This is a genomic window from Flavobacterium sp. UBA4197, assembly GCF_002379575.1.
Taxonomy (GTDB): domain Bacteria; phylum Bacteroidota; class Bacteroidia; order Flavobacteriales; family Flavobacteriaceae; genus Flavobacterium; species Flavobacterium inviolabile.
The window spans coordinates 1-22,909 of sequence record NZ_DFUB01000005.1; the positions used below are offsets into that span (position 1 = coordinate 1).

The window sequence follows — 22,909 nt, forward strand, 5'->3', positions numbered from 1 at the left end:
GCATTTGGTGTACCGTTAAAAGTCAACACCGCTGTGTCACCCGAACAGATTGTTGTCGCCCCGCTGATGGTAGCCGTTGGTAATGCATTGACAGTGATTGTTACACTACCTGTTAACGTATTATAACAGTTCGGCGTACCATTAGAATCGATATCTACTAAAGTGTAAGTACTATCTGCAGTTAATACAGGAGTAGTTACTGTTCCGTTTCCAGAAGCATCCAATGTAATATCTGCCGGGTTACCGTCTGCAGTATAATGAACGGTAGCACCTGCTGTTCCTGTAAAGGTGATAACAGCTGTTTGTCCGGAACAGATTGTAGCTGTTCCTGAAATTGTAGCTGTTGGTAATTGTTTTACCAAAACCAGTACAGAACTGGACATTGCCTGAGAACATGAAGGCGTTCCTGCAGAAGTAACATTTACAATAGTAAAGGTAGTATCTGCTGTTAGAACCGGTGTTGTAATCGTTCCGTTCCCGGAAGGATCTAAAGTCAATGGAATAGTTGTAGGGTTATTACCAACAGTATAGTCTACTGTTGCATTTGGTGTACCACTAACGTTTAATGTTGTAGACGTACCAGAACACACTGTTGCTCCATTAGCTATAGCAGCCGTTGGTGCATCAATAATCTGGATATCCATAGTTGTAGAAGATGCACACTGACCTGGATCAGGTGTGAAAGTATAAGTAGTCGTTCCTACAGCAGTCGTATTAATAGTCGCCGGATTCCAGGTTCCCTGAAAACCATCATTAGAAGTTGTAGGAAGTGGTGCCGGGTTAGACCCGATACAATATGGTCCAACCTGTGTAAAATCGGGAGGTGTTGTTCCTCCTATTAATAGTTCAAAACTTTTTATATCATAACAATCAGAGCTAGGGTTATTAACTCTTACATATACTGTATTATTACCAGCTGCTGGGAAATAGCAGTCCGGTGTCGGAATATAATTCGCTTCAATCTGGGCATCCGCCAAAGTCGGATAATAAGTGACCGGATAATCCGCAGGATTCAGGGCACCTAAAACCACAGGATTATTAACGGTCAAATCCCAGCAAGAAGTATCTCCCGGGCATTTATATAAATCATTAGGCTCGTTAACTGAAAAAGGAGCATAAATAACATCTACATTATCCTGAATAATTGTTTTGGTTCCGTCACAGGCCGTATAAGTCGCTTCAGCGGTATACGTTGTTGAAGCCGTCGGACATACGGTAATAGAAGTATTGGTGCTGATTGGATCACCATTCAACAACCATTGGAATGTTACATTTGAAGGACCAGACGGAGTAAAACGCCATGCCTCAGGAGTGGTTACTGTCCAGGTCCCCGTATTTCTGCCCGGAGGTGTAAAACCAACAGTACCCGCAGCATTCTGAATACCTAAAACTACTCGTCCTCCATTAATAGGACTTGATATTACCGAAGCAGGATTTGGTCTTGCTTTTACATAAAACTCAATGGCATTTGTTGTTTCATACAATACTATTTGAAAAGTATTATCCACATGTGAATCATTCCCACTAGAATAATAAGGTACATTAGTAAAATTCACAACAAGCGATCTACATGGATACGCTCCTAACACCTGATAATTAACCGAAATTTGTGGTTGATTTGCCGGTCTTGAAAATCTTGGATCGATATCCTGATACAACATAATCGCATTACGGTGCATACCCGCTGCCGTAGTTGGAAGCTGCGCATTCGGTATAGCATAATCACAAAACAAAGGATTAGCAGGCGCTGTAAATGAAATAATTCCATTTGATCCCACATAACAAGTTGTGTAATTTACTCCGAAATAACAGAATTTAAATGGCAGTGTAATAGCGTTTGACCAAACATCGTCAACATTCACTGAAACAGGAGTTCCACCGGTAAACGGAAATGGCGGGGCATAATTTACAGAGGATACCGCATAAGTATTGGTTCCTCCGGTTTGTAAAAATGTTGCTGTAAGATCCCTACACTCACCCGGATTACAGATAGGAGCGACAGGATTACCGTTAACATCTCCTCCTTGAACATTGGCACAGCCGGGGGCTTGCGCAAACATGTTGACCGAGAAAATGCAAAATAATAACAATAACAGGTAATTATTTCTCATTATGAATTAGTTTTTTGGAACGCGAAATTTACATAAAATTAAGAAACAATTAACTTTATTGAAGAAAAAAAAAGTTTTTACTATGAAAATTAACATTTTAACCAAAATCTCCTAACAAAAAACCAGCTTATAGTTAAATAACTCTGTTACATTGACAATTATTCGATTTTTTTTATAGTTTTACAACCTATAACCAACCTGAAATTTCATATGAAACAATTTTATTCCAAAAGCATTATAGGATTATTTCTATTATTCATTACCTCTTTATCTGCACAGAATGCAAAATCTACCCTGACACTTACTTCGGTAAATTCTGCTGAAAATGCTATATTAAAGGTAACAACGACGCAAGATTTAACACAAGGCTATACTATAGAGGTACAAAATAACGCATGCGGTATTAATCCTTCTGAATATTTGGAAAAACCGGTGTTTTTCAAATCAACCGACAGCAAGTATGCTAACAACTTCACAAAATCAAATAATGACTATATCTTTTCCTCACCACTTACCCTGGAAATGTTATCTTCAAAATGGTTTCGATGGAGAGTAATCGATAATAAAGGAGTAACTTCCCAATGGATGTGTTATTCATGGAGTGACTATTGCACCACTTTCCTGAATAAAGACGGTTCTTGTAAAAAATAAACAGGAATCTCCTCATAAAATATTTCAGAAAGACTAAACTCCGGTTTGGTCTTTTTTATTTTATTAAATGATTAACATTTTATCCTTAATTTACAACTATATTCAGAATACAGAATCAAGTTTATTAGTTATCTTTGCAAACTAAATTTTCTTACATTAAAAACTTATATAATGATTCATAGTGATGATTTGCATGACGAAATGGGAGACAATCATATAGCATCAAGTGCTGAAACCCCATTACGTCCGGATGCTTTTAACATATCTGACGAAGAAAAGATAAACGCAATTAAAAAAGATGTCGAAAGCATTCTAAACACTTTAGGATTAGACTTAACAGACGATAGCTTAAAAGGAACACCTAACCGTGTTGCCAAAATGTTTGTAAAAGAAATTTTTGGCGGTTTAAATCCTTCCAAAAAACCAAGCTCTTCTACTTTTGACAATAAATACAAATACGGCGAAATGCTTGTTGAAAAAAACATCACTGTTTATTCAACCTGCGAACACCACCTGCTTCCAATAGTAGGCCGTGCCCATGTAGCCTATATTTCAAACGGTACCGTTGTTGGACTTTCCAAAATGAACCGTATCGTGGATTTCTTTGCAAAAAGACCTCAGGTTCAGGAAAGACTAACAATCCAGATTGTACAGGAACTACAAAGAGTACTAAACACTCAGGATGTTGCCTGCGTTATTGATGCCAAACACCTTTGCGTGAATTCCAGAGGAATCCGCGACATCGAAAGCAGCACCGTAACAGCAGAATTCGGAGGAAAATTTAAAGAAGACAAAGTACGCAGAGAATTCCTGGACTACATTAAATTAGACACTCAGTTTTAGTTTGTTACTTATTAAATAGTTTAATAACCAAATAACGAATAGACAAAAGATGCATTTATATCAGAATCAAAATTTAAAAATTTACAATTCTCTTTCCGGAGAAAAAGAACTTTTCACTCCTATTCATGAGGGAAATGTTGGAATGTATGTTTGTGGACCTACGGTTTACAGCAATGTACATCTTGGGAATTGTAGAACTTTTATCTCTTTTGATTTAATATACCGATATCTGAAACATCTTGGATACAAAGTTCGTTATGTCCGTAACATCACCGACGTTGGCCACATAGTGGACGATGAAGACGAAGGCGAAGACAAAATCGCCAAAAAAGCACGTATCGACCAGATCGAACCGATGGAAGTCGTTCAGAAATATACCGTTGATTTTCACCAGATCCTGGAATTATTTAACAACCTTGCCCCAAGTATCGAACCAACGGCAACCGGGCACATTATTGAACAGATCGAAATCATCAAACAAATCATCGATAACGGATTTGCCTACATCGTAAACGGTTCCGTCTATTTTGATGTTATCAAATACAACAAAACCAATAATTACGGCATCTTAAGCGGTAGAAATATCGAAGACATGATTGCCAACACACGGGAACTTGACGGACAATCCGATAAAAAGAACCCACAGGATTTTGCGCTTTGGAAAAACGCAGAACCACAGCATATCATGCGATGGCCTTCACCCTGGGGTGACGGATTCCCGGGATGGCACCTGGAATGTACCGCAATGAGCACAAAATATTTAGGAGAACGATTTGACATACATGGCGGCGGAATGGACTTAAAATTCCCGCACCACGAATGTGAAATCGCACAAAATGAAGCCTGCACCGGCCATTCTCCGGTAAATTACTGGATGCACGCCAATATGCTTACCCTTAACGGTAAAAAAATGGCAAAATCAACCGGAAACAACATCCTGCCAAGAGAACTTTTTTCGGGTGAAAACAACATCCTGAGCAAAGCATTCTCTCCTGCAGTAGCCCGTTTTTTCATATTACAGGCACACTACAGAAGCATACTGGACTTTTCCGATGATGCCATTTTAGCTTCCGAAAAAGGATTCAACCGTTTAATGGAAGCTATTGACAATCTAAACGAAATTGAACCGGCTGCTTCCTCTTCAATCAACATTCAATCCTGGAAACAGGCTTGTTATGATGCCATGAATGACGATTTTAACAGCCCGATCCTGATTGCACAGCTTTTTGAAGCCGTTCGCTACATCAACCTGCTGAAAGAATCCAAGGAAACCCTGAATGCCGCTGATTTAGAAAGTTTTAAAAAGGCCATAAAAGCTTTCGTTTTTGACATTTTAGGATTGCAAAACGAAAAACTAAGTGCCGATGAAAACAACAAACTGGAGGGCGTGATCAATATGCTGATTGGGATGAGAAATGAAGCGAGAGCCAATAAAAATTTCCAGCTCTCCGACCAGATACGCGACCAGTTGCTAACTTTAGGAATACAATTAAAAGACGGAAAAGAAGGTACTTCCTTTACCGTTAGTTAAAAATACAAACACCAAATGATGAAGCCCAAAACTTCATCATTTTTTATTTACCGCAAAATGAATTTCAAAAAAATCATCATATTCCCTTTCGTTTTTTTAATCCGCTTTTACCAGACGGCAATATCACCATTCACACCATCCGTCTGCCGCTACTCTCCCACCTGCTCTCAATATTCCATTGAAGCCCTGCAAAAACACGGCCTGCTAAAAGGAAGCTGGCTGGCCGCAAAACGCATTATAAGCTGCAACCCCTGGGGCGGAAAAGGTTACGATCCCGTTCCGTAACTTTATAATTAAATTTACCTTAATTATTATACTCCTTAAAATTCATTTATCTATTTTTACCGAAATAAAAAGTACAGAATTAATTATGACACACGCTTTACAGTTTGTTTGGAATCCTTCACACGGAATCGATTTAGGCTTTTTCACCGTTCGTTATTACAGCTTAATGTTCGTAGTTGCCTTTGGATTAGGATGGTACCTTATGAAGCACATCTACCAGAGAGAAGGGATCTCCATCGAAAAACTTGACTCCTTATTTATTTATACCGTTTTTGCAACCTTAATCGGAGCCCGTTTAGGACACGTTTTCTTTTATGACTGGGATTATTTCAAAGATCACAAACTGGAAATACTATTGCCTTTCCGATTTGAGCCATCCTTTGAATTTACCGGATTTGCCGGTTTAGCCAGTCACGGCGCGGCAATTGCCATCATATTAGTCATGTATTATTACAGCAAAAAAATAATCCACAAACCGATTCTCTGGATTTTAGACCGGATCGTTATTCCGGTTACCTGTGGCGGTATTTTTGTACGATTTGGAAACTTTTTCAACTCGGAAATCATAGGACATGAAACCACTTCTTCTTTAGGAATCCGTTTTATACAGGACAAATTCAGTCCGAGAGAAGCCATGCAGCTAACAAACATCAACAACCCAGCAGAAGCTTACAAAGCCATTGAAACCAATCCGCAGTTTGCACCTTTGCTGGAAAGCGTAATCCCGAAACATCCGGCACAGCTATATGAAGCATTGGGATATGTTTTCGTATTCCTGATCTTATTCTTCCTATACTGGAAAACCAATGCCAGAGAGAAATTAGGCTACCTTTTCGGCATCTTCCTGGTATTACTCTGGACCGTTCGTTTTGTAGTGGAATACGTTAAAGAAAGCCAGGGCGGATTTGAAAACGAATTAGGCATGTTCTCGACCGGACAATGGCTGAGCATTCCTTTTATCATTATCGGCTTTATATTATTAATAAGAGCTAAAAAACCGGCTTCGGCTGTTTAAAATAAAACTTCCAATAATTAAAAAGGGCGTTTACAAATTGTAAACGCCCTTTTTATATAAATATCATTTCTTAATCATTCATTGAGATCAGAAACTCTTCGTTATTTCGGGTCTTTTTAAACCTGTCATTAATAAAATCCATTGCTTCAACAGGATTCATATCTGCCAGGTATTTACGCATGATCCACATTCTCTGGATCGTACCTTCGTCCAGTAATAAATCATCACGACGGGTACTTGACGACGTAAGATCAATTGCAGGGAATATACGTTTGTTTGCAATTTTTCGATCCAATTGCAACTCCATATTACCGGTACCTTTAAACTCTTCAAAGATAACTTCGTCCATCTTGGAACCGGTTTCTGTTAATGCTGTAGCAATAATACTCAACGAACCGCCATTTTCAATATTACGGGCAGCTCCGAAGAAACGTTTTGGCTTTTGCAATGCATTGGCATCCACACCACCACTTAATACCTTTCCGGAAGCCGGTTGAACGGTATTATAAGCTCTTGCCAGACGGGTAATTGAATCCAATAGAATAACAACATCATGTCCGCATTCTACCAGACGTTTTGCTTTTTCCAGAACAATATTCGCTACCTTAACATGGCGCTCAGCTGGCTCATCAAAAGTAGAAGCAATAACTTCTCCCCTAACGCTGCGCTGCATATCGGTAACCTCTTCCGGTCGCTCGTCAATTAGCAAAACAATTAAATATACTTCAGGATGATTTGCTGCAATGGTATTGGCAATATCCTTCAACAACATTGTTTTACCTGTTTTTGGCTGCGCCACGATCATACCACGCTGTCCTTTACCTATTGGGGAAAACAAATCAATAATTCGGGTTGAAATGGTACTTTGTTTTTCAGCAAGATTGAATTTTTCTTCCGGAAACAACGGAGTTAAATGTTCAAAAGAAACCCTGTCACGAACCACCTGCGGATCATGTCCGTTAATTTTCAACACTCTTACCAGCGGGAAATACTTCTCTCCTTCTTTCGGAGGACGTACCACACCTTTAACCGTATCACCCGTTTTCAGTCCGAACAAACGAATCTGGGATTGTGATAAATAAATATCATCCGGCGATGCCAGGTAATTATAATCGGAAGAACGCAAAAAGCCATAACCGTCCGGCATCATTTCCAATACACCTTCACTTTCAATAATACCATCGAACTCATAATCAGGTTCTCTGAAATTTTGTTTTTTATTCTTCTGGTTTGGATTTGGATTTGGGTTTTGCGGGTTGTTCTGATTAGAACTGTTTTGAGGTTTCGAAACAGAAACTGTTTCTTCCGGGGTAGTCTCCTGTTTTACCTGAGAACGCGCCTGTACAGGAGCCTGTGTATTTTGATTATTCTCTTTGGTAAAACGTTGTGGTTTTTGCTGAAATTCTTTTTTCTTGGTAAAAGTATTTTCTTTTTTATTTGCTGCAGTTTCCGAAGCTTTCACTTCTTTTTCCTCAACAGCAGCTGGCATAACTTCTTCTTTCTTAACCGGCTGAACCGCTTCTTTTACATTAGGCACTTCTTTGACTGGTACAGCAGGCTTATTTTCTGCTTTGTTTTCTTTTTTCAGAGGCTTTCCCGGTGCAATTCTCGTTCTTTTTACCTTTTCCTCCGGTTTCGGAGCCTCTTCTTTTAAAGCTGGTTTTACGACTTCTGGGTTTGTCGCTTGATGATCGAGAATCTGGTAAATTAATTCGTCTTTTTTAAGGTTTCGGTACTTATTAATTTTCGCAATTTTCGCAATCTCTTGAAGCTCAGCAAGCTTCATTTCTTTTAATACAGAAATATCAAACATGAATCGTTTTCTAGTTAAATTAAATGTAATGTAGATCTAAGTTTTTGGGTAGTATTTTTTTTGAAACGAAAGAACCGCAGAATGAAGTACTTACGGTTTAACTATGCAATAATACGAATTTATTTTATACCGTATCATTTTTTTTCAAAAAAGAAATACTATTTTTGTGCCACAATGAAATCAAAATGATACAGAGAATTCAGTCCGTATATCTTTTAATCGCTTTTATCTTTTCGGGGGTTTTACCATTCGTATTCCCTTTATGGATAAATGCTGCGGGAGAAAAAGTATTCTTTATGTCAAATCTGGTATACGTTTCTTTATGCGGCCTGAGTACCACGCTTTCATTGATTAGTATATTTAGCTTTAAAAACAGACAAAACCAGTTTGTTATGAACCGGTTGAACATGATATTAAACGTTATATTACTAGGATTATTTGTGTATCGTTCACTAAATTTATCTGGAGAAACGGAAGTTTCTGAGAAAGGTATTGGGATGCTTCTTCCTATTGTTTCTATCGTCTTTTTGGTTTTAGCCAATAAAGCCATCAAGAAGGATGATGATCTCGTAAAATCTGTAGACCGATTACGATAAACCTATCATCTTAGTTTATTAGTGCGTTAAAAATCCGGATCAAATTTGATCCGGATTTTTTATTTATACCCAAATCTTTTTTTATCGTTTTTTTCAAACACTTTATCGTTTTTAATTAACGATATCTCAAAATATTTACCTTTAAAATAAATACATGTCGCAAATAGTGTTAAATTTGAACAAAAACAGTGGCGATGAGTACCAAAATACGAATTCATTTAGCCGATGACCATTTGGTTTTAATAGAAGGAATTCTTGCTGTTTTAAAAACAAACAAGAATTTCGAAGTGGTAGGCTACTCCCTTAATGGTGTTGAACTATTGGAAAACATCTACAATCAGAATGTAGACGTCCTGGTAATCGACATCAACATGCCCTGCAAAGACGGAATAGAAGTCTTAAAAGAATTTTCGGAAAAAGGTTTCCCCTGCCATGTTATTGTTTTATCCAGTTATGACGACGCCAAGCTAATCAAAGAGGTCATACAGCTGGGCGCAAAAGGATACCTCACCAAACAATGCGCAAGCGAACACATCGTAGATGCCATTACCTGCGTGAGCAAAGGAGAAGAATACTATTCCAAAGCCATCCGTGAAAAGATATTTCTTTCTTTTACCGGTATCAACAACGATAAATCCATTGAAAACAGCGAATTATTAATGCTCATTACCGACCGCGAACTGGAAATCTTAAAACTCATTTCCAGAGAATACAGCGGCAAGGAAATTAGCGAAGAACTTTTTATAAGCACCAACACTGTAGAAACACACCGGAAAAATCTAATCAAAAAACTCAACGTAAAAAACACGATAGGACTAGTAAAATTTGCTATCCGGAATAATTTGATTAACCAATAAATCTACATAATTATGGCCTTACTTAAAGAATATGAAGTGCGTGATAATGGAAATGATTCTTTTAATTTAAAGATCACGATTCCCGACAACTGTGATTACCTTTACACTTATGACGGAACAACCGATACCCACCGGGTAGAAATAAAACTGGACATGGACAAAAAACCGTCCTCCCGTTATATTGTAAGAGATGAAAACATCCCTACTTCCGGCAGCAGCAGACTCAATATTGACATGGAACAAACAGAAAACGGCTTAACCGCAACAAAACCTAAAATCGTAATCGAAATCTGATATTGAAAAAAATTACTTTTCTACTCTTGTTTTTTATAGGTCAGACTCTTTGGGCACAAAACCAAACAGGAATTGACTCGGCTGACTATTACAGTAACACGCACCAGGATCTGAAAGCGTTGCAATACCTCAAAAAACAATCGGAATACCATCTTTACAATAAAAACTATTCCGCTTTATGCAACAAAAACATTCAGAAAGCCCGGATCTACATCCGTCTTAAAGACTATAATATAGCCATAACTACCCTTTTCAGTACCTTACAAATAGCCGAAAAACAAAAACTTCATCTTCAGGAAGCCATCATTCTCAAATATATCGGAATATGTTTTGAAGAAACAAAAAACATCAAAAAAGCGATTGATTACCTTCGAAAAAGCGAAAAATCTGCTATTCATCAAAAAAACGATTCCCTTGCTGCCTGGGCACAACAGGGATTATTCAAAATCTTTACCGAAAAAAACAAAATGGACAGCTCCCGTTATTATATGAACCGGATTCTGAACATTGCCAAAAACAACGGAACAACCAATCAAAAATATCTGGGTTACAGCAACTGTGCGGCATTTTACCTCAAAACCGCCAATTACGATCTGGCTAAAAAATACCTCGATACGACTCTATTCTATGCCGAAACATCGCGCAATACCAACTACATGAACAACACCCGCAGCAACCTCGCCTATTATTATTTGCAGGTTAAGAACGATAACGAAAAAGCACGGGATATTTTTCTTGAAATTTTAGCGTCCAAGCCCAACGACACACTTTCGATTAAAACCGCCGATACCTACCTCAATTTATCGTATGTATACGAAAAGATGGACGACTACAAAACCGCCAATCATTATCTCAACAAATACATAGACATTACGGAAGCACTGTTTAACGAACGGGTTAGCTCGCAGCTGAGAGATACCGAAACCAAATATAAAATCTATAAAATTGAGGACAATTACAAAACCAAAGAGCAGCTGCTAAAAGACAAGGAAGCCCGGAACAAAAAACTGCTGTATATTTTTATCACCCTGTTTGCCTTTTGCAGCATTTTGTTCTATTTCTTTTACCAGAACCTGCGCCTTAAACAAAAAAACAAACTTAAAGACGTCAACAATAAAATCCAGCAAAACATCATTAACGCAACCATTGACGGTCAGGAATTTGAACGAAAAAGACTTGCCGGCGTACTGCACGACAGCATTAGCGCCCTGCTCTCTTCGGCCAGCTTACACCTCATGGCCTACGAAACAACCAATTTAACCGAATCCTCACCGGAACTCACCAAAACAAGAGCCATCATTAAGGAAGCCCACGACAAAATCAGGGATCTGTCACACACCCTGATTCCGCCGGTACTTGAAAAACTGGGATTGTTTGCCGCGTTGCAGGATCTCTGTGAAAAAAATTCGAATACCCTGATCCAGTTCGAGTTTACCAATTATACCCCTAAAGATTCGCGCTACAACAGCGAGTTTGAAATGAAGATCTATTTTATTGTTGCCGAGCTGTTAAACAATGTCATCAAACACAGCCGGGCCACAAAAGCCTACCTTTCTGTCGACCAGAACCGCAACCAGCTGTTTATCAACATTGAAGATAACGGTATCGGATTTGACACCAAAAACACCGAACACAAAGAAGGATTCGGACTCACACAAATTAAAGCGCGGATAAGAAGCATGAATGGAAACATCAATATCAACTCCAAGTCGAATACCGGGACATTAATTTACATCAAAGTGGAATTACCGGACTAAAATCAGGCTCTTTTCCCGATCTCGATCACTTCCAGTTTCTGGATTTTATCCCCGTCAATCTCAAAACGCAGCATGGTTCTCATCTGATGAAAACCGTGTTTTCCTGCTGCTCCGGGATTCATGTGCAGCAAATTCAGTTCTTTATCAAACTGCACTTTTAAAATATGGGAATGCCCGCAAATAAACAGTTTCGGTGGATTTTGTTTTAACTCCGCACGAATGGCCGGATTGTATTTTCCGGGATAACCGCCAATATGGGTTATCCAGACCGAAACCCCTTCACAGAAAAACCGGTTGTTTAACGGAAACTCCAGCCGCGCTTTACCATCGTCAATATTGCCGTAAACCGCCCGCAAAGGTTTGCGTTCCTTAATGGCATCCGTAACCGATAAATCTCCTATATCACCGGCATGCCAGACTTCATCGGCCTGATCAACATATTTCAGAATCGTATCATCAAGATGGCTGTGCGTATCGGAAAGTAACAGAATTTTTTTCAAAAGGAAAAGGTTTAAGGAAGTATAGTGCGATTTGTTAAAACACAAAAATAAGCATACTTTACCATGTTTTAACTTAAAATTATAGCATTTTCAAATTTGCCAATTATCGAATTAACTTATCTTTGTTTCTTATATAATTTAGGAAATTAAACTTTGAGATATTTCATAGAATTTGCTTATAACGGAAAAAACTATCACGGCTGGCAATATCAGCCTCATGCTATATCGGTTCAGGAAACTTTAAATAAAGCTTTAACGGTTTTATTGCGCAGGCCTATCGACCTTGTTGGAGCCGGAAGAACCGATTCCGGAGTACACGCCAAACAAATGTATGCCCATTTTGATTATGAAGAAACCTTAAATTCCGATTACTGGGTACAAAAATTAAACTCTTTTTTACCAAAAGATATCGTGGTTTACCGTCTTATTCCGCTGCATGATGAGGCACATGCCCGTTTTGATGCCACAAGCAGAACCTATGAATATCATATCCACACTTTCAAAGATGTCTTTGAAAATGAAGGAAGCTGGTATCATTTCCACGCGCTTGATGTCGCTGCGATGAATCAGGCATCCGAAATACTGTTTGAATACATCGATTTTGAATGTTTTTCAAAAGTACATACCGATGTTAGGACATTTAATTGCAAAATCACGGCAGCCCATTGGCAGCAAAACGAAACACGGTTAGTCTTTACAATTACCGCTGATCGTTTCTTAAGAAACATGGTCAGAGCTATTGTCGGGACATTAATAAAAATTGGATTAGGTAAAACTACATTGGATGATTTCAGAAAAATAATTGAAAGCAAAAACCGTAGTGAAGCAGGTTTTTCAGTACCGGCACACGGTTTGTACCTGACGAAAGTTATCTATCCGTATATCCAAGAGCGCCCATAAATATGAAAGCCATAAAATCTATTTCTTTACGAAAAGTAATGCACTTTGCAAAGCCTTATCAAAACCGCTTTAACGGCGTTATATTGTGGGCTGTATCCCTTTCCATCTTTGCTGCTCTTCGTCCCTATTTACTAAAACAAACTGTCGATGAGTACCTGAAAACCCACGATGCAGAAGGATTGCTGCTGTATATTCTTTTAATGGCACTGATCCTTATTCTGGAAGTCGCTTCGCAGTTTTACTTTGTTTACTGGGCAAACTGGTTAGGTCAGGATATTGTAAAAGATATCCGTGAAAAACTGTTTCGCCATATCTCGAATTTCCGGATGAAATATTTCGACAACGAACCGGTTGGAAAATTAGTGACCCGTTCCGTTTCCGATATCGAATCCATAGCCAGTATCTTCAGCCAGGGATTGTTTATGATCGTGAGTGACCTGCTCAAAATGGTTGTCATTCTGGGAATCATGTTCTATATGAACTGGAAATTAAGCTGTATTGTTGTTTTGGGAATGCCTATTTTGCTATATGCAACGCGTGTTTTCCAGCAAAAAATGAAAATTGCTTTCGAAGAAGTTCGTAATCAGGTGGGTAACCTGAACACCTTTGTACAGGAACGCGTTACCGGTATGAAAATCGTACAGCTTTTTAACCGTGAAGAAATTGAATTCGAAAAATTCAAGGTCATCAACCAGAAACACAATGATGCATGGCTTAAAAATATCCTGTACAACTCCATCTTCTTCCCGATAGCCGATATTGTTTCTTCGCTAACGTTAGGCTGTATCGTTTGGTATGGCGGACTGAACATCCTGAATGGTGACAATACCACCACTTTCGGGGATTTATTTGCCTACACGATGCTGATTAACATGCTATTCAATCCTTTGCGTCAGATTGCGGATAAATTCAACGTAATGCAGATGGGGATAATCGCTGCCGAAAGGGTTTTTGAAGTATTGGACATTGACGACCATTTACAAACATCCGGAACCGTTGAAGCGACCCATTTTAAAGGAGATATCCAGTTTGAAAAAGTACACTTCAGCTACATACAGGGCGAAGAAGTCCTCAAAGGCATTAACCTGAAAGTTAAGGCCGGCGAAACCATAGCCATCGTTGGAGCAACCGGAGCCGGAAAATCCACCATTATCAACCTTTTGAACCGCTTTTATGAAATTGACAGCGGGAAAATTAGCATTGACAACACCGATATACATGATTTTACAATCGAAAGCCTTCGCAAACAAATTGCCATTGTATTACAGGATGTCTTTTTATTTGCCGATTCGATCTTAAACAATATTACCCTGCACAATCCGGCCATTAGCCGCGAAGATGTTATTAACGCAGCACAAAAAATAGGCGTACATGATTTTATCATGAGCCTGCCGGAAGGTTACGACTATAATGTAAAAGAACGCGGTGTGATGCTGTCTTCCGGACAACGTCAGCTTATCGCCTTTTTAAGAGCCTTTGTGAGCAATCCAAGCGTTTTGATCCTTGATGAAGCCACTTCTTCCATCGATTCCTATTCGGAAGAACTGATACAGCGGGCAACCGAAACCATCACGCAGGGAAGAACCTCCATCGTGATTGCACACCGTTTGGCAACCATTATCAATGCCGATAAAATCATCGTAATGGACAAAGGAGAAATTGTAGAAGAAGGCACCCATTATGAACTGCTCAATAAAGAAGACGGTTTCTATAAAAACCTTTATTATTCACAGTTTGCCATTACGGAATAAATACGACAACCGTGATTTATGATTGAAAAGTTGAAAAATTGCTAGAAATTTCTTTTAAAAGCTATTAAAACAATATTTTTAGGCTATTAATTTTCCACACGTTTTAAAAATTGATAGTACGAAACTTTTCAATAAACAAATAAATCCCTATTTTCGTACGCAGAAAATTCATTAGAAATTATACTTTTATGAAATACGATATTATTGTTTTAGGAAGTGGTCCGGGTGGATATGTAACAGCTATCAGAGCATCACAATTGGGCTTTAAAGTAGCCATTATCGAAAAAGAAAACTTAGGTGGTATTTGCTTAAACTGGGGATGTATTCCAACAAAAGCATTATTAAAATCTGCTCAGGTTTTTGACTACCTAAAACACGCTTCAGATTACGGATTAACGATCAAAGAATTTGATAAAGATTTCAATGCTATTATTTCCCGCAGCCGTGGTGTTGCAGACGGAATGAGCAAAGGGATTCAGTTCTTGATGAAAAAAAATAAAATTGACGTTATTGACGGTTTCGGTAAAGTAAAACCGGGTAAAAAAATTGACGTAACGGATAAAGACGGAAAAGTAACGGAATATACAGCAGATCATATTATCATCGCTACCGGAGCCCGTTCCCGTGAATTGCCAAACTTACCGCAGGATGGTAAAAAAGTAATCGGATACCGTCAGGCAATGACTTTAGCCGAGCAGCCTAAATCGATGATTGTTGTTGGTTCCGGTGCTATTGGTGTTGAGTTTGCTCATTTTTACAATGCAATGGGAACCGATGTTACTATTGTTGAGTTCATGCCAAATATTGTTCCTGTAGAAGACGAAGATATCTCAAAACAATTTGAGCGTTCATTGAAAAAAGCAGGTATCAAAATCATGACAAATGCTTCTGTTGAAAAAGTTGATACAACCGGAACAGGTGTTAAAGCAACGGTAAAAACAGCAAAAGGGGAAGAAATTTTAGAAGCCGATATCGTACTTTCTGCTGTAGGAATCAAATCCAACATTGAAAACATCGGTTTGGAAGAAGTTGGAATTGCGACAGACAGAGATAAAATCTTAGTAAACGATTACTATCAAACAAACATTCCGGGTTATTATGCCATCGGAGATGTTGTACCGGGACAGGCTTTGGCACACGTTGCTTCTGCTGAAGGTATTCTTTGTGTTGAAAAAATCGCCGGATTACATGTAGAGCCAATCGACTACGGAAACGTTCCAGGTTGTACATACGCTACTCCGGAAATTGCTTCCGTTGGATTGACTGAAAAACAGGCTAAAGAAAAAGGATATGAAATCAAGGTGGGTAAATTCCCTTTCTCTGCATCAGGAAAAGCAAAAGCTGCCGGTACTCCGGACGGTTTTGTAAAAGTGATCTTCGATGCTAAATACGGAGAATGGTTAGGATGCCACATGATTGGAGCCGGTGTTACCGACATGATTGCTGAAGCAGTTGTAGCGCGTAAACTGGAAACTACAGGACATGAAATCCTGAAAGCTATCCACCCTCACCCAACCATGAGTGAAGCTGTAATGGAAGCTGTTGCCGATGCTTATGGCGAAGTGATCCACTTATAATATACATTACAATACCTATAAAAAAACCGTTTTGAAATTCAAGACGGTTTTTTTTATAGCCGGTATTCCCACATTTAATACGATTTTTATAACAAAAAATGCTATATTTGTAATATACATCCACTTTACTACATTCGTTTCTATCCGCATTGGTCGGATAAAACAGCATTCAACAAAATCAATAATCTTAAAATCAAGTTTTATGTTTAGACCTGTAATGTATTTTTTACTGTCACTATTTTTGTTTACTTCCTGTAACAAAAACGAAGTGATGAAACTAACAATTGCTTCACAGGAAGCAGATTGTGTTGGAGTAGCCCCGCAAAAATGTCTGTTGATTAAAAAAGAAAATCAGAAAGACTGGGAAAATCTTTATGGTGGAATTGAAGGATTCAACTATGAAGAAGGAAATGAATATGTATTGGAAGTAAAAGAAGAAAAAATCGACAATCCGCCGGCAGATGCACCCGCTATGAAATATGTTTTGGTAAAGGAAATTTCCAAAACAGCTAAAGTATCGGAAGGATTACCGCAAAAAGCCGAAGTGGCGGCAACTTTCCAGCTCACAATCGCCTCACAGCAGGCAGACTGTACCGGAGTAGCCCCGCAGAAATGCCTGTTGATCAAAAAAGACGGTCAAAAAGACTGGGAGTTCTGGTACAGCGGTATTGAAGGATTCAAGTATGAAGAAGGAAATGAATATGTGCTGGAAGTAAAAGAAGAAAAAGTAGACAATCCACCGGCAGATGCCTCATCTTTAAAATATGTATTGGTAAAAGAGATTTCCAAACAGAAAAAAACGTCTGATAATCTTCCCAAACCAAAAAAATAAAAACCGTAATTCGTTTTACAGCCCAGCCTCATTGTTGTAATGAGGCTGTTTTTTTTTATTATAAACCGGATATCATTTTTTTGAGTTTAACATTTTACGGAATTAATCGTTAACCGTGAATTTGTATATTTATCGAAATAAAACCAAATTCTATGAAACATTACCTATGCCTCCTGTTGCTATGCTTCATTCCATTTACAACCACTGCCCAGCAGTTTACCTTCAACCAGGGCGGAACCAGTCAAAAGGATTATCATGCGGAGATTGCATACGAAAATGTAAACAATAAGATTATCATACCGGTTGTCATCCAGAATAAAACCTATCGTTTCCTGCTCGATACCGGTGCGCCCTGCATTATCACAAAAAAACTGTACGACCATCTCAAACCGGCAGTGCTTACCAATGCCAATATTACAGATGCCAACGGAACAATCGACAGCCTGAAAATGGTTTCTTTACCGGAAGTCACCTTGGGCAATATTGCCTTTAATGGTGTTCCGGCTTTGGTTAGCGACAACAAACTGATTTCCGAATGCATGAACATTGATGGATTCATCGGCAGTAACATGCTGCGAAATTCCATCCTGCATCTTTCTTCTACAAAGCAAACCATTGTCATAACCGACAATCATTCCAAATTAAACCTGAATAAAAAACATGCTTCAAAATTAATACTCGTGGACAATCAGAGCAGTCCGTATATTACCATTGAGCTACGAAATAAAAAAAGTGTCAGAGAACAGCTTTTATTCGATACCGGTATGAACAATTTATACGATATGTCACTAAGAGCCTATGATATTTTTAAAAATGAAAACCTCTTTACCAATACACAGGAAGGTTATGGCAATGCCACCATCGGTATTTTTGGCAATGCCGGCGGTACCAAAAATTACCGCTTTACCATTCCGGAAATAAAAATTAACGGTATCCCTTTTAAAAACGCAACCGTTGAAACTACCAGCGATCAAAACTCCAGATTTGGTGCCGAACTGCTCAATCACGGTATCGTAACCATCGATTATAAAAACAAATACTTCTATTTTGAGCCTTTCAGGGAAAGCTATGACCTAAAGGAAAAACAATTTGGTTTCAAGCCCACTATCGTTAACGACAAATTAGTCGTGGGGATTATCTGGGACGATGCCATAAGAGGAACCGTGGGCATTGGTGACGAAATCGTTCAGATTGACGACATCAACTACGAGAACATCGATCATTGTTATATTGTGACCCAACCTTCACCATTAAAGAATAAAGATTCCGCTACAGTAACTTTTAGAAACAGCGCAGAAGACTTAACAAAGCTGACCTTAAACAAAAACTAAATGACCATAAAACAACTGGATAAGACCGAGCCGCTGCCGTATGATTTATTATATCTGGCCGATCCGTCAAAAGCAATGATTGACAGTTATATCCATCAGTCGTTTGTATTTGTGATGTATGCCGGAACAGCCGCCGTTGGAGTTTATGTACTGTTTCCCATAGATGCCGGAACGGCAGAGATCAAAAACATAGCCGTACAGGAAGCCTGTCAGCAAAAAGGAATTGGAAAGCAACTGCTTGACCATGCCGCCGGAGAAGCCCGGAAAAAAGGTTTTCGGACCATTCAAATTGCCACCGGCAATTCCAGCATCGGTCAGCTCTATTTATACCAGAAACAGGGATTTGACATTTTTAATATTGAAAAAGACTTCTTTACCACAAATTATAAAGAGCCTATTTATGAAAACGGAATTAAGTGCAGACACCTTATCCGGCTTTCAAAAGAACTATAACGATTAAAGATGTACCTTTCCGGAAACCATTGTTCCGGCAAAATACTATGCTTAAAACCAAAGCTATCCGCTAAGAATCGATTATCTTTATACCAAAGCTCCTGCTATGTTTGAACAACTTTTTCTTCATATTAAAAAATCCGTATCCCTTACTGCTGAAGACGAAAACATCATAAAAACGTATTTCAGTTCCAAAGATATTGCCAAAAAAGACTTTCTGCTACAGGAAGGCAGTCTTTGCAAATACAACTATTTTATCCTTAAAGGCTGTTTCCGTTTGTATATCATAACCGAAAACGGAAGGGAACAGGTTATTCAGTTCGGACTTGAAAACTGGTGGATAACCGATTATGTCAGCTTTTCATCCGGACAGCCGTCAAAGTTTTACATACAGGCACTGGAACGCTCGGAAGTGTTGTATTACAGCAAGGAAAAAGAAGAAGAACTGTTTCTCCGGGTTCCGAAAATGGAGAGCTATTTCCGTAAAAACCTGGAAAGAGCCTATACCGCTTCTTTAATCCGGATCCAGTATATATTTGCTTTATCGGGAGAAGAACGTTACTCCCAGTTCGCCAAACTGTATCCGGGCTTTATCCAGCGCGTACCGCAATACATGCTGGCGTCCTTTCTGGGCTTGACACCGGAATACCTGAGTGAAATCCGAAAAAAAAACACAAAATAGTATTTCTTAGGTTTTCTTAATTTTTTTCCGGTTTGCAGCCCATAACTTTGTCCTATAATATTAAAAATCAATAGTTATGGACATTAGAATAAACCTTAGTCAGGTAGAACCGGAAGCATATAAAATAATGTATGCCTTTGAAAAATATTTAAGCAGTTCCAAACTGACCACTACCCACAAAGAGCTGATAAAAATCCGAGCTTCCCAGATTAACGGCTGTGCATTCTGCATTAACATGCACACCAAAGATGCCCGAAAAGCCGGCGAAACGGAACAACGGATTTATGCATTGAATGCCTGGAGAGATACACCTTTCTTTACCGAAGAAGAGCAGTCTATTTTAGCATTAACGGAAGAAATGACCCTGATCCAGCACCATGTATCGGATGCTACCTTTAAAAGAGCACAGGAGGCTTTAAAAGACGACAACTATCTTGCCCAGGTGATGTTTGCCATAGTAACCATTAACAGCTGGAACCGGATTGCGATTGCAAGTGGTTTGCAGCCCGAAAGAGACTAAATAAAAAATCCCTTTTTAAAGGGATTTTTTGTTTTTATATTATTCTCTGATAATCATTATTGTTGCCTTAAAGCCGGTGGCCAGATCCCATCGGTTTGCCGACAGCGTCTGTCCTTTATCATCAAAGATATTAAACTCCGCTGTGTTGGGACCGGAACTTCCCTGGTTTAGCGCTTCAAAGTCCAGTTTGTTGAATCCCTTTTCCAGACCCAGTGTAATTCCTTTAAAATCGCCCTGTAGTATTACCTGGGCAACCACAATCTTACCGTTAACCAGTACCTTAATCATATCCCCGTCTACATATTCATGGTCACGATACAGTATTTTTACAAATTCCGATTTCGTTCTGATCTCACCAAAGGACTGATCTCTTTTAAAAATCCTGGAATCGCCGTTGCCTTCTCCTTTAAAATCCTGTTTCAGCCTGTCCACATATACCTCTCCCGGATTTGCGAACTTCTCTTTTTCGCTGCCAAAACCGGAATTATTGGTATCGCCAATCTGAAAAGAAGACGTATTTGGTTTTAAAGCATCTAAAGGATTCACAGGAGTATCAAAAATGGAAGCCCCAAAATTCATCGATGGAAAAGCAGTGGTATTCGATGCTTTATCCGGAGCGGCGATGGGTATCTTCAAACGCGGTATCGGTTTGGATTTGATGATAAAATCATTTTGCGCAAAACCATTTACGGATAATCCGATTACAAGAAATAATAAATATAACGATTTCACCAGGCTGAAATTTTTTTAAAGTTTAAAAATAACAAATTAAGGACGACATAAAAATATTATGCCGCTTTTTAACGCTATTTTAATTATCAAACACAATGCCTGTTTAGCTGCTTTTTCTATTTTTTTCAAAAAAAGAAAACAACCATGCCCTAAAAACAACGGAAGTTTTGATTTGTGATATCAGTTTATTGTTTTACCTGTTTAGACGGGCATCCATCGGAAACCCGGAACCGGAATATAGGCGGCATTACACTGCAAAATTTATGATTTTATTAAGAATATCCATAAAAAATAATAGGAAAAACCGTAAAACGTTTATTCCTTTTTTTGTAACTTGCAGTCCGTTAAACCTTTATAAAGTCATTGATTTACTTATGGTACAGATAATGATTATGCTAATAAGACAACTGATTGTGCTGATAATTAACTTCAGCCAGTTGTTATAACGTTTACACTACTCCAGACTATTTTTAGTCCCTTTTTACAATGGGATTCAATATAGATGTCAACTCTTTTATCATTTAATTTTGTTACCGGAATAAAAACAAAAAATCCCTCCTAAAAAGAGGGATTTTTAATATTTACTGATCGCTGATTAAAAAACGAACATCGCTCTTTCGCTCATCATATCGTTTACTTCGTCGGCAACTTCTTCAAGAATTTCTTCGTTTGTATGGTTCATAATTACCTTATCAATCAAAGCAACAATTGTTTCCATATCGGCTTCCACCAATCCACGGGTAGTAACGGCAGGAGTTCCCACACGGATACCAGAGGTTACAAATGGTGATTTATCATCAAAAGGAACCATGTTTTTATTAACGGTAATTTCCGCTTTTACCAAAGCATTTTCAGCCTCTTTACCGGAAATATTCTTATTTCTCAGGTCAATTAACATCATGTGATTGTCCGTTCCTCCGGAAATGATGTTATACCCTCTTTTCACAAAGGCAGCAGCCATCGCTTTTGCATTCTTTTGTACCTGCATTGCATAAGTGAAAAACTCATCGGTTAAAGCTTCCCCAAAAGCAACCGCTTTAGCGGCAATGATATGCTCTAACGGTCCGCCCTGATTTCCAGGAAAAACAGCTCCGTCCAATAAAGACGACATCATTCTGATTTCTCCTTTAGGTGTCTTGATTCCGAATGGGTTCTCAAAATCGTTCCCCATCATGATCATTCCTCCTCTCGGACCTCTTAATGTTTTGTGTGTCGTAGTCGTAATAATATGACAATGCGGAACCGGGTCATTCATTAATCCTTTCGCGATTAATCCGGCAGGATGTGAAATATCTGCCATTAAAATAGCCCCAACGCTGTCTGCAATTGCTCTGAAACGCGCAAAATCCATATCGCGGGAATACGCAGAAGCACCTGCAATGATCAATTTAGGCTGCTCTTTCGTAGCAATTTCCTGAATTTTATCATAGTTCAGCATTCCTGTTTCCTGCTCTACTCCGTAAAATACAGGATTGTATAATTTTCCGGAGAAATTAACCGGTGAACCGTGTGTTAAGTGACCACCGTGTGAAAGGTCAAAACCTAATATTTTGTCACCCGGTTTTAAACAGGCAGCAAAAACAGCTGTATTGGCCTGAGAACCGGAATGCGGTTGTACATTCACATAAGCCGCTCCAAACAAAGCCTTCGCTCTGTCTATCGCAATCTGCTCAATAACATCCACTACTTCACATCCGCCATAGTATCTTTTTCCGGGATATCCTTCTGCATATTTATTTGTTAAAACAGAACCCGCTGCTTCCATTACCTGATCACTCACGAAATTCTCAGAAGCAATAAGTTCCAGTCCGTGAATTTGTCTATCTTGTTCTTCAAGAATTAAGTCGAAAATTTGTTCGTCGCGTTGCATTTTATAAT

The 22,909-nt window shown here is 38.7% G+C and carries 21 protein-coding genes and 1 pseudogene; 17 read left to right on the plus strand and 5 right to left on the minus strand.

From position 1 onward, the window contains the following. Window positions 1-2,111 (minus strand): annotated as a pseudogene (locus B3394_RS01635) (hypothetical protein); the annotation flags it as partial. 210 nt (window positions 2,112-2,321) lie between these two features. On the opposite strand from B3394_RS01635, the gene B3394_RS01640 reads away from it, so the two are divergent. The 5 genes from B3394_RS01640 (at window position 2,322) to lgt (ending at window position 6,436) form a co-directional block, all read left to right on the plus strand. Next, the gene (locus tag B3394_RS01640; RefSeq protein WP_177734866.1) at window positions 2,322-2,762 is read left to right on the plus strand and encodes a hypothetical protein; all 441 of its coding nucleotides are present in this window, start codon (window positions 2,322-2,324) and stop codon (window positions 2,760-2,762) included. A gap of 171 nt (window positions 2,763-2,933) precedes the next feature. Then, complete coding sequence (gene folE, locus B3394_RS01645) at window positions 2,934-3,605, plus strand: GTP cyclohydrolase I FolE (RefSeq protein WP_177734868.1); 672 nt, start codon at window positions 2,934-2,936, stop codon at window positions 3,603-3,605. Window positions 3,606-3,654: 49 nt separating this feature from the next. Beyond that, the gene (cysS, locus tag B3394_RS01650) at window positions 3,655-5,136 is read left to right on the plus strand and encodes a cysteine--tRNA ligase (RefSeq protein ID WP_286912250.1); all 1,482 of its coding nucleotides are present in this window, start codon (window positions 3,655-3,657) and stop codon (window positions 5,134-5,136) included. Between the two features lie 18 nt (window positions 5,137-5,154). After that, a complete protein-coding gene (gene yidD, locus B3394_RS01655) occupies window positions 5,155-5,421 on the plus strand; it encodes a membrane protein insertion efficiency factor YidD (protein WP_414654238.1) in 267 nt (88 codons plus the stop codon). A gap of 85 nt (window positions 5,422-5,506) precedes the next feature. Continuing rightward, on the plus strand, window positions 5,507-6,436 hold the full coding sequence (gene lgt / locus B3394_RS01660; protein WP_177734872.1) for a prolipoprotein diacylglyceryl transferase: 930 nt from the start codon (window positions 5,507-5,509) through the stop codon (window positions 6,434-6,436). A 70-nt stretch (window positions 6,437-6,506) separates the two neighbouring features. Here lgt and rho read toward each other — a convergent pair whose 3' ends face one another. Next, window positions 6,507-8,249 (minus strand): transcription termination factor Rho, encoded by a 1,743-nt coding sequence (rho, locus tag B3394_RS01665; RefSeq protein ID WP_273245463.1) that lies wholly within the window; start codon window positions 8,247-8,249, stop codon window positions 6,507-6,509. Window positions 8,250-8,434: 185 nt separating this feature from the next. Here rho and B3394_RS01670 point away from each other — a divergent pair, with 185 nt between their 5' ends. The 4 genes from B3394_RS01670 (at window position 8,435) to B3394_RS01685 (ending at window position 11,753) form a co-directional block, all read left to right on the plus strand. Beyond that, on the plus strand, window positions 8,435-8,845 hold the full coding sequence (locus B3394_RS01670; protein ID WP_177734877.1) for a DUF4293 domain-containing protein: 411 nt from the start codon (window positions 8,435-8,437) through the stop codon (window positions 8,843-8,845). A 194-nt stretch (window positions 8,846-9,039) separates the two neighbouring features. Beyond that, complete coding sequence (locus B3394_RS01675; RefSeq protein ID WP_177734879.1) at window positions 9,040-9,702, plus strand: response regulator; 663 nt, start codon at window positions 9,040-9,042, stop codon at window positions 9,700-9,702. Between the two features lie 12 nt (window positions 9,703-9,714). Beyond that, the gene (locus B3394_RS01680; protein ID WP_177734881.1) at window positions 9,715-9,996 is read left to right on the plus strand and encodes a hypothetical protein; all 282 of its coding nucleotides are present in this window, start codon (window positions 9,715-9,717) and stop codon (window positions 9,994-9,996) included. A gap of 2 nt (window positions 9,997-9,998) precedes the next feature. Next, a complete protein-coding gene (locus B3394_RS01685) occupies window positions 9,999-11,753 on the plus strand; it encodes a tetratricopeptide repeat-containing sensor histidine kinase (RefSeq protein ID WP_286912256.1) in 1,755 nt (584 codons plus the stop codon). A 2-nt stretch (window positions 11,754-11,755) separates the two neighbouring features. Here the strand turns inward: B3394_RS01685 and B3394_RS01690 are convergent, their stop codons facing one another. Continuing rightward, entirely contained in the window at window positions 11,756-12,253 is a 498-nt protein-coding gene (locus tag B3394_RS01690) for a metallophosphoesterase family protein (RefSeq protein WP_286912260.1), read from the minus strand. A gap of 153 nt (window positions 12,254-12,406) precedes the next feature. On the opposite strand from B3394_RS01690, the gene truA reads away from it, so the two are divergent. The 8 genes from truA (at window position 12,407) to B3394_RS01730 (ending at window position 20,299) form a co-directional block, all read left to right on the plus strand. Continuing rightward, complete coding sequence (gene truA, locus B3394_RS01695; RefSeq protein ID WP_286912270.1) at window positions 12,407-13,153, plus strand: tRNA pseudouridine(38-40) synthase TruA; 747 nt, start codon at window positions 12,407-12,409, stop codon at window positions 13,151-13,153. 2 nt (window positions 13,154-13,155) lie between these two features. After that, entirely contained in the window at window positions 13,156-14,904 is a 1,749-nt protein-coding gene (locus tag B3394_RS01700; protein ID WP_177734889.1) for an ABC transporter ATP-binding protein, read from the plus strand. A 188-nt stretch (window positions 14,905-15,092) separates the two neighbouring features. After that, window positions 15,093-16,481, plus strand: coding sequence for a dihydrolipoyl dehydrogenase (gene lpdA / locus B3394_RS01705; RefSeq protein WP_177734891.1), 1,389 nt, complete (start codon window positions 15,093-15,095; stop codon window positions 16,479-16,481). Between the two features lie 271 nt (window positions 16,482-16,752). Beyond that, window positions 16,753-17,313 (plus strand): DUF4377 domain-containing protein, encoded by a 561-nt coding sequence (locus tag B3394_RS01710; protein ID WP_286912275.1) that lies wholly within the window; start codon window positions 16,753-16,755, stop codon window positions 17,311-17,313. A 152-nt stretch (window positions 17,314-17,465) separates the two neighbouring features. Beyond that, entirely contained in the window at window positions 17,466-18,644 is a 1,179-nt protein-coding gene (locus tag B3394_RS01715; RefSeq protein WP_286912279.1) for a retropepsin-like aspartic protease, read from the plus strand. Then, window positions 18,645-19,097 carry a GNAT family N-acetyltransferase gene (locus tag B3394_RS01720; RefSeq protein WP_286912282.1) on the plus strand — a complete coding sequence of 151 codons (453 nt, stop codon included), beginning with the start codon at window positions 18,645-18,647 and terminating at the stop codon, window positions 19,095-19,097. A gap of 106 nt (window positions 19,098-19,203) precedes the next feature. Next, entirely contained in the window at window positions 19,204-19,779 is a 576-nt protein-coding gene (locus B3394_RS01725) for a Crp/Fnr family transcriptional regulator (RefSeq protein WP_286912288.1), read from the plus strand. 76 nt (window positions 19,780-19,855) lie between these two features. Further along, complete coding sequence (locus B3394_RS01730) at window positions 19,856-20,299, plus strand: carboxymuconolactone decarboxylase family protein (RefSeq protein ID WP_286912291.1); 444 nt, start codon at window positions 19,856-19,858, stop codon at window positions 20,297-20,299. 39 nt (window positions 20,300-20,338) lie between these two features. Here B3394_RS01730 and B3394_RS01735 read toward each other — a convergent pair whose 3' ends face one another. Beyond that, window positions 20,339-21,031, minus strand: a complete 693-nt coding sequence (locus B3394_RS01735; RefSeq protein WP_177734901.1) for a hypothetical protein — start codon at window positions 21,029-21,031, stop codon at window positions 20,339-20,341. Between the two features lie 595 nt (window positions 21,032-21,626). Then, the gene (gene glyA / locus B3394_RS01740; RefSeq protein ID WP_177734903.1) at window positions 21,627-22,901 is read right to left on the minus strand and encodes a serine hydroxymethyltransferase; all 1,275 of its coding nucleotides are present in this window, start codon (window positions 22,899-22,901) and stop codon (window positions 21,627-21,629) included. Window positions 22,902-22,909: the final 8 nt, after the last annotated feature.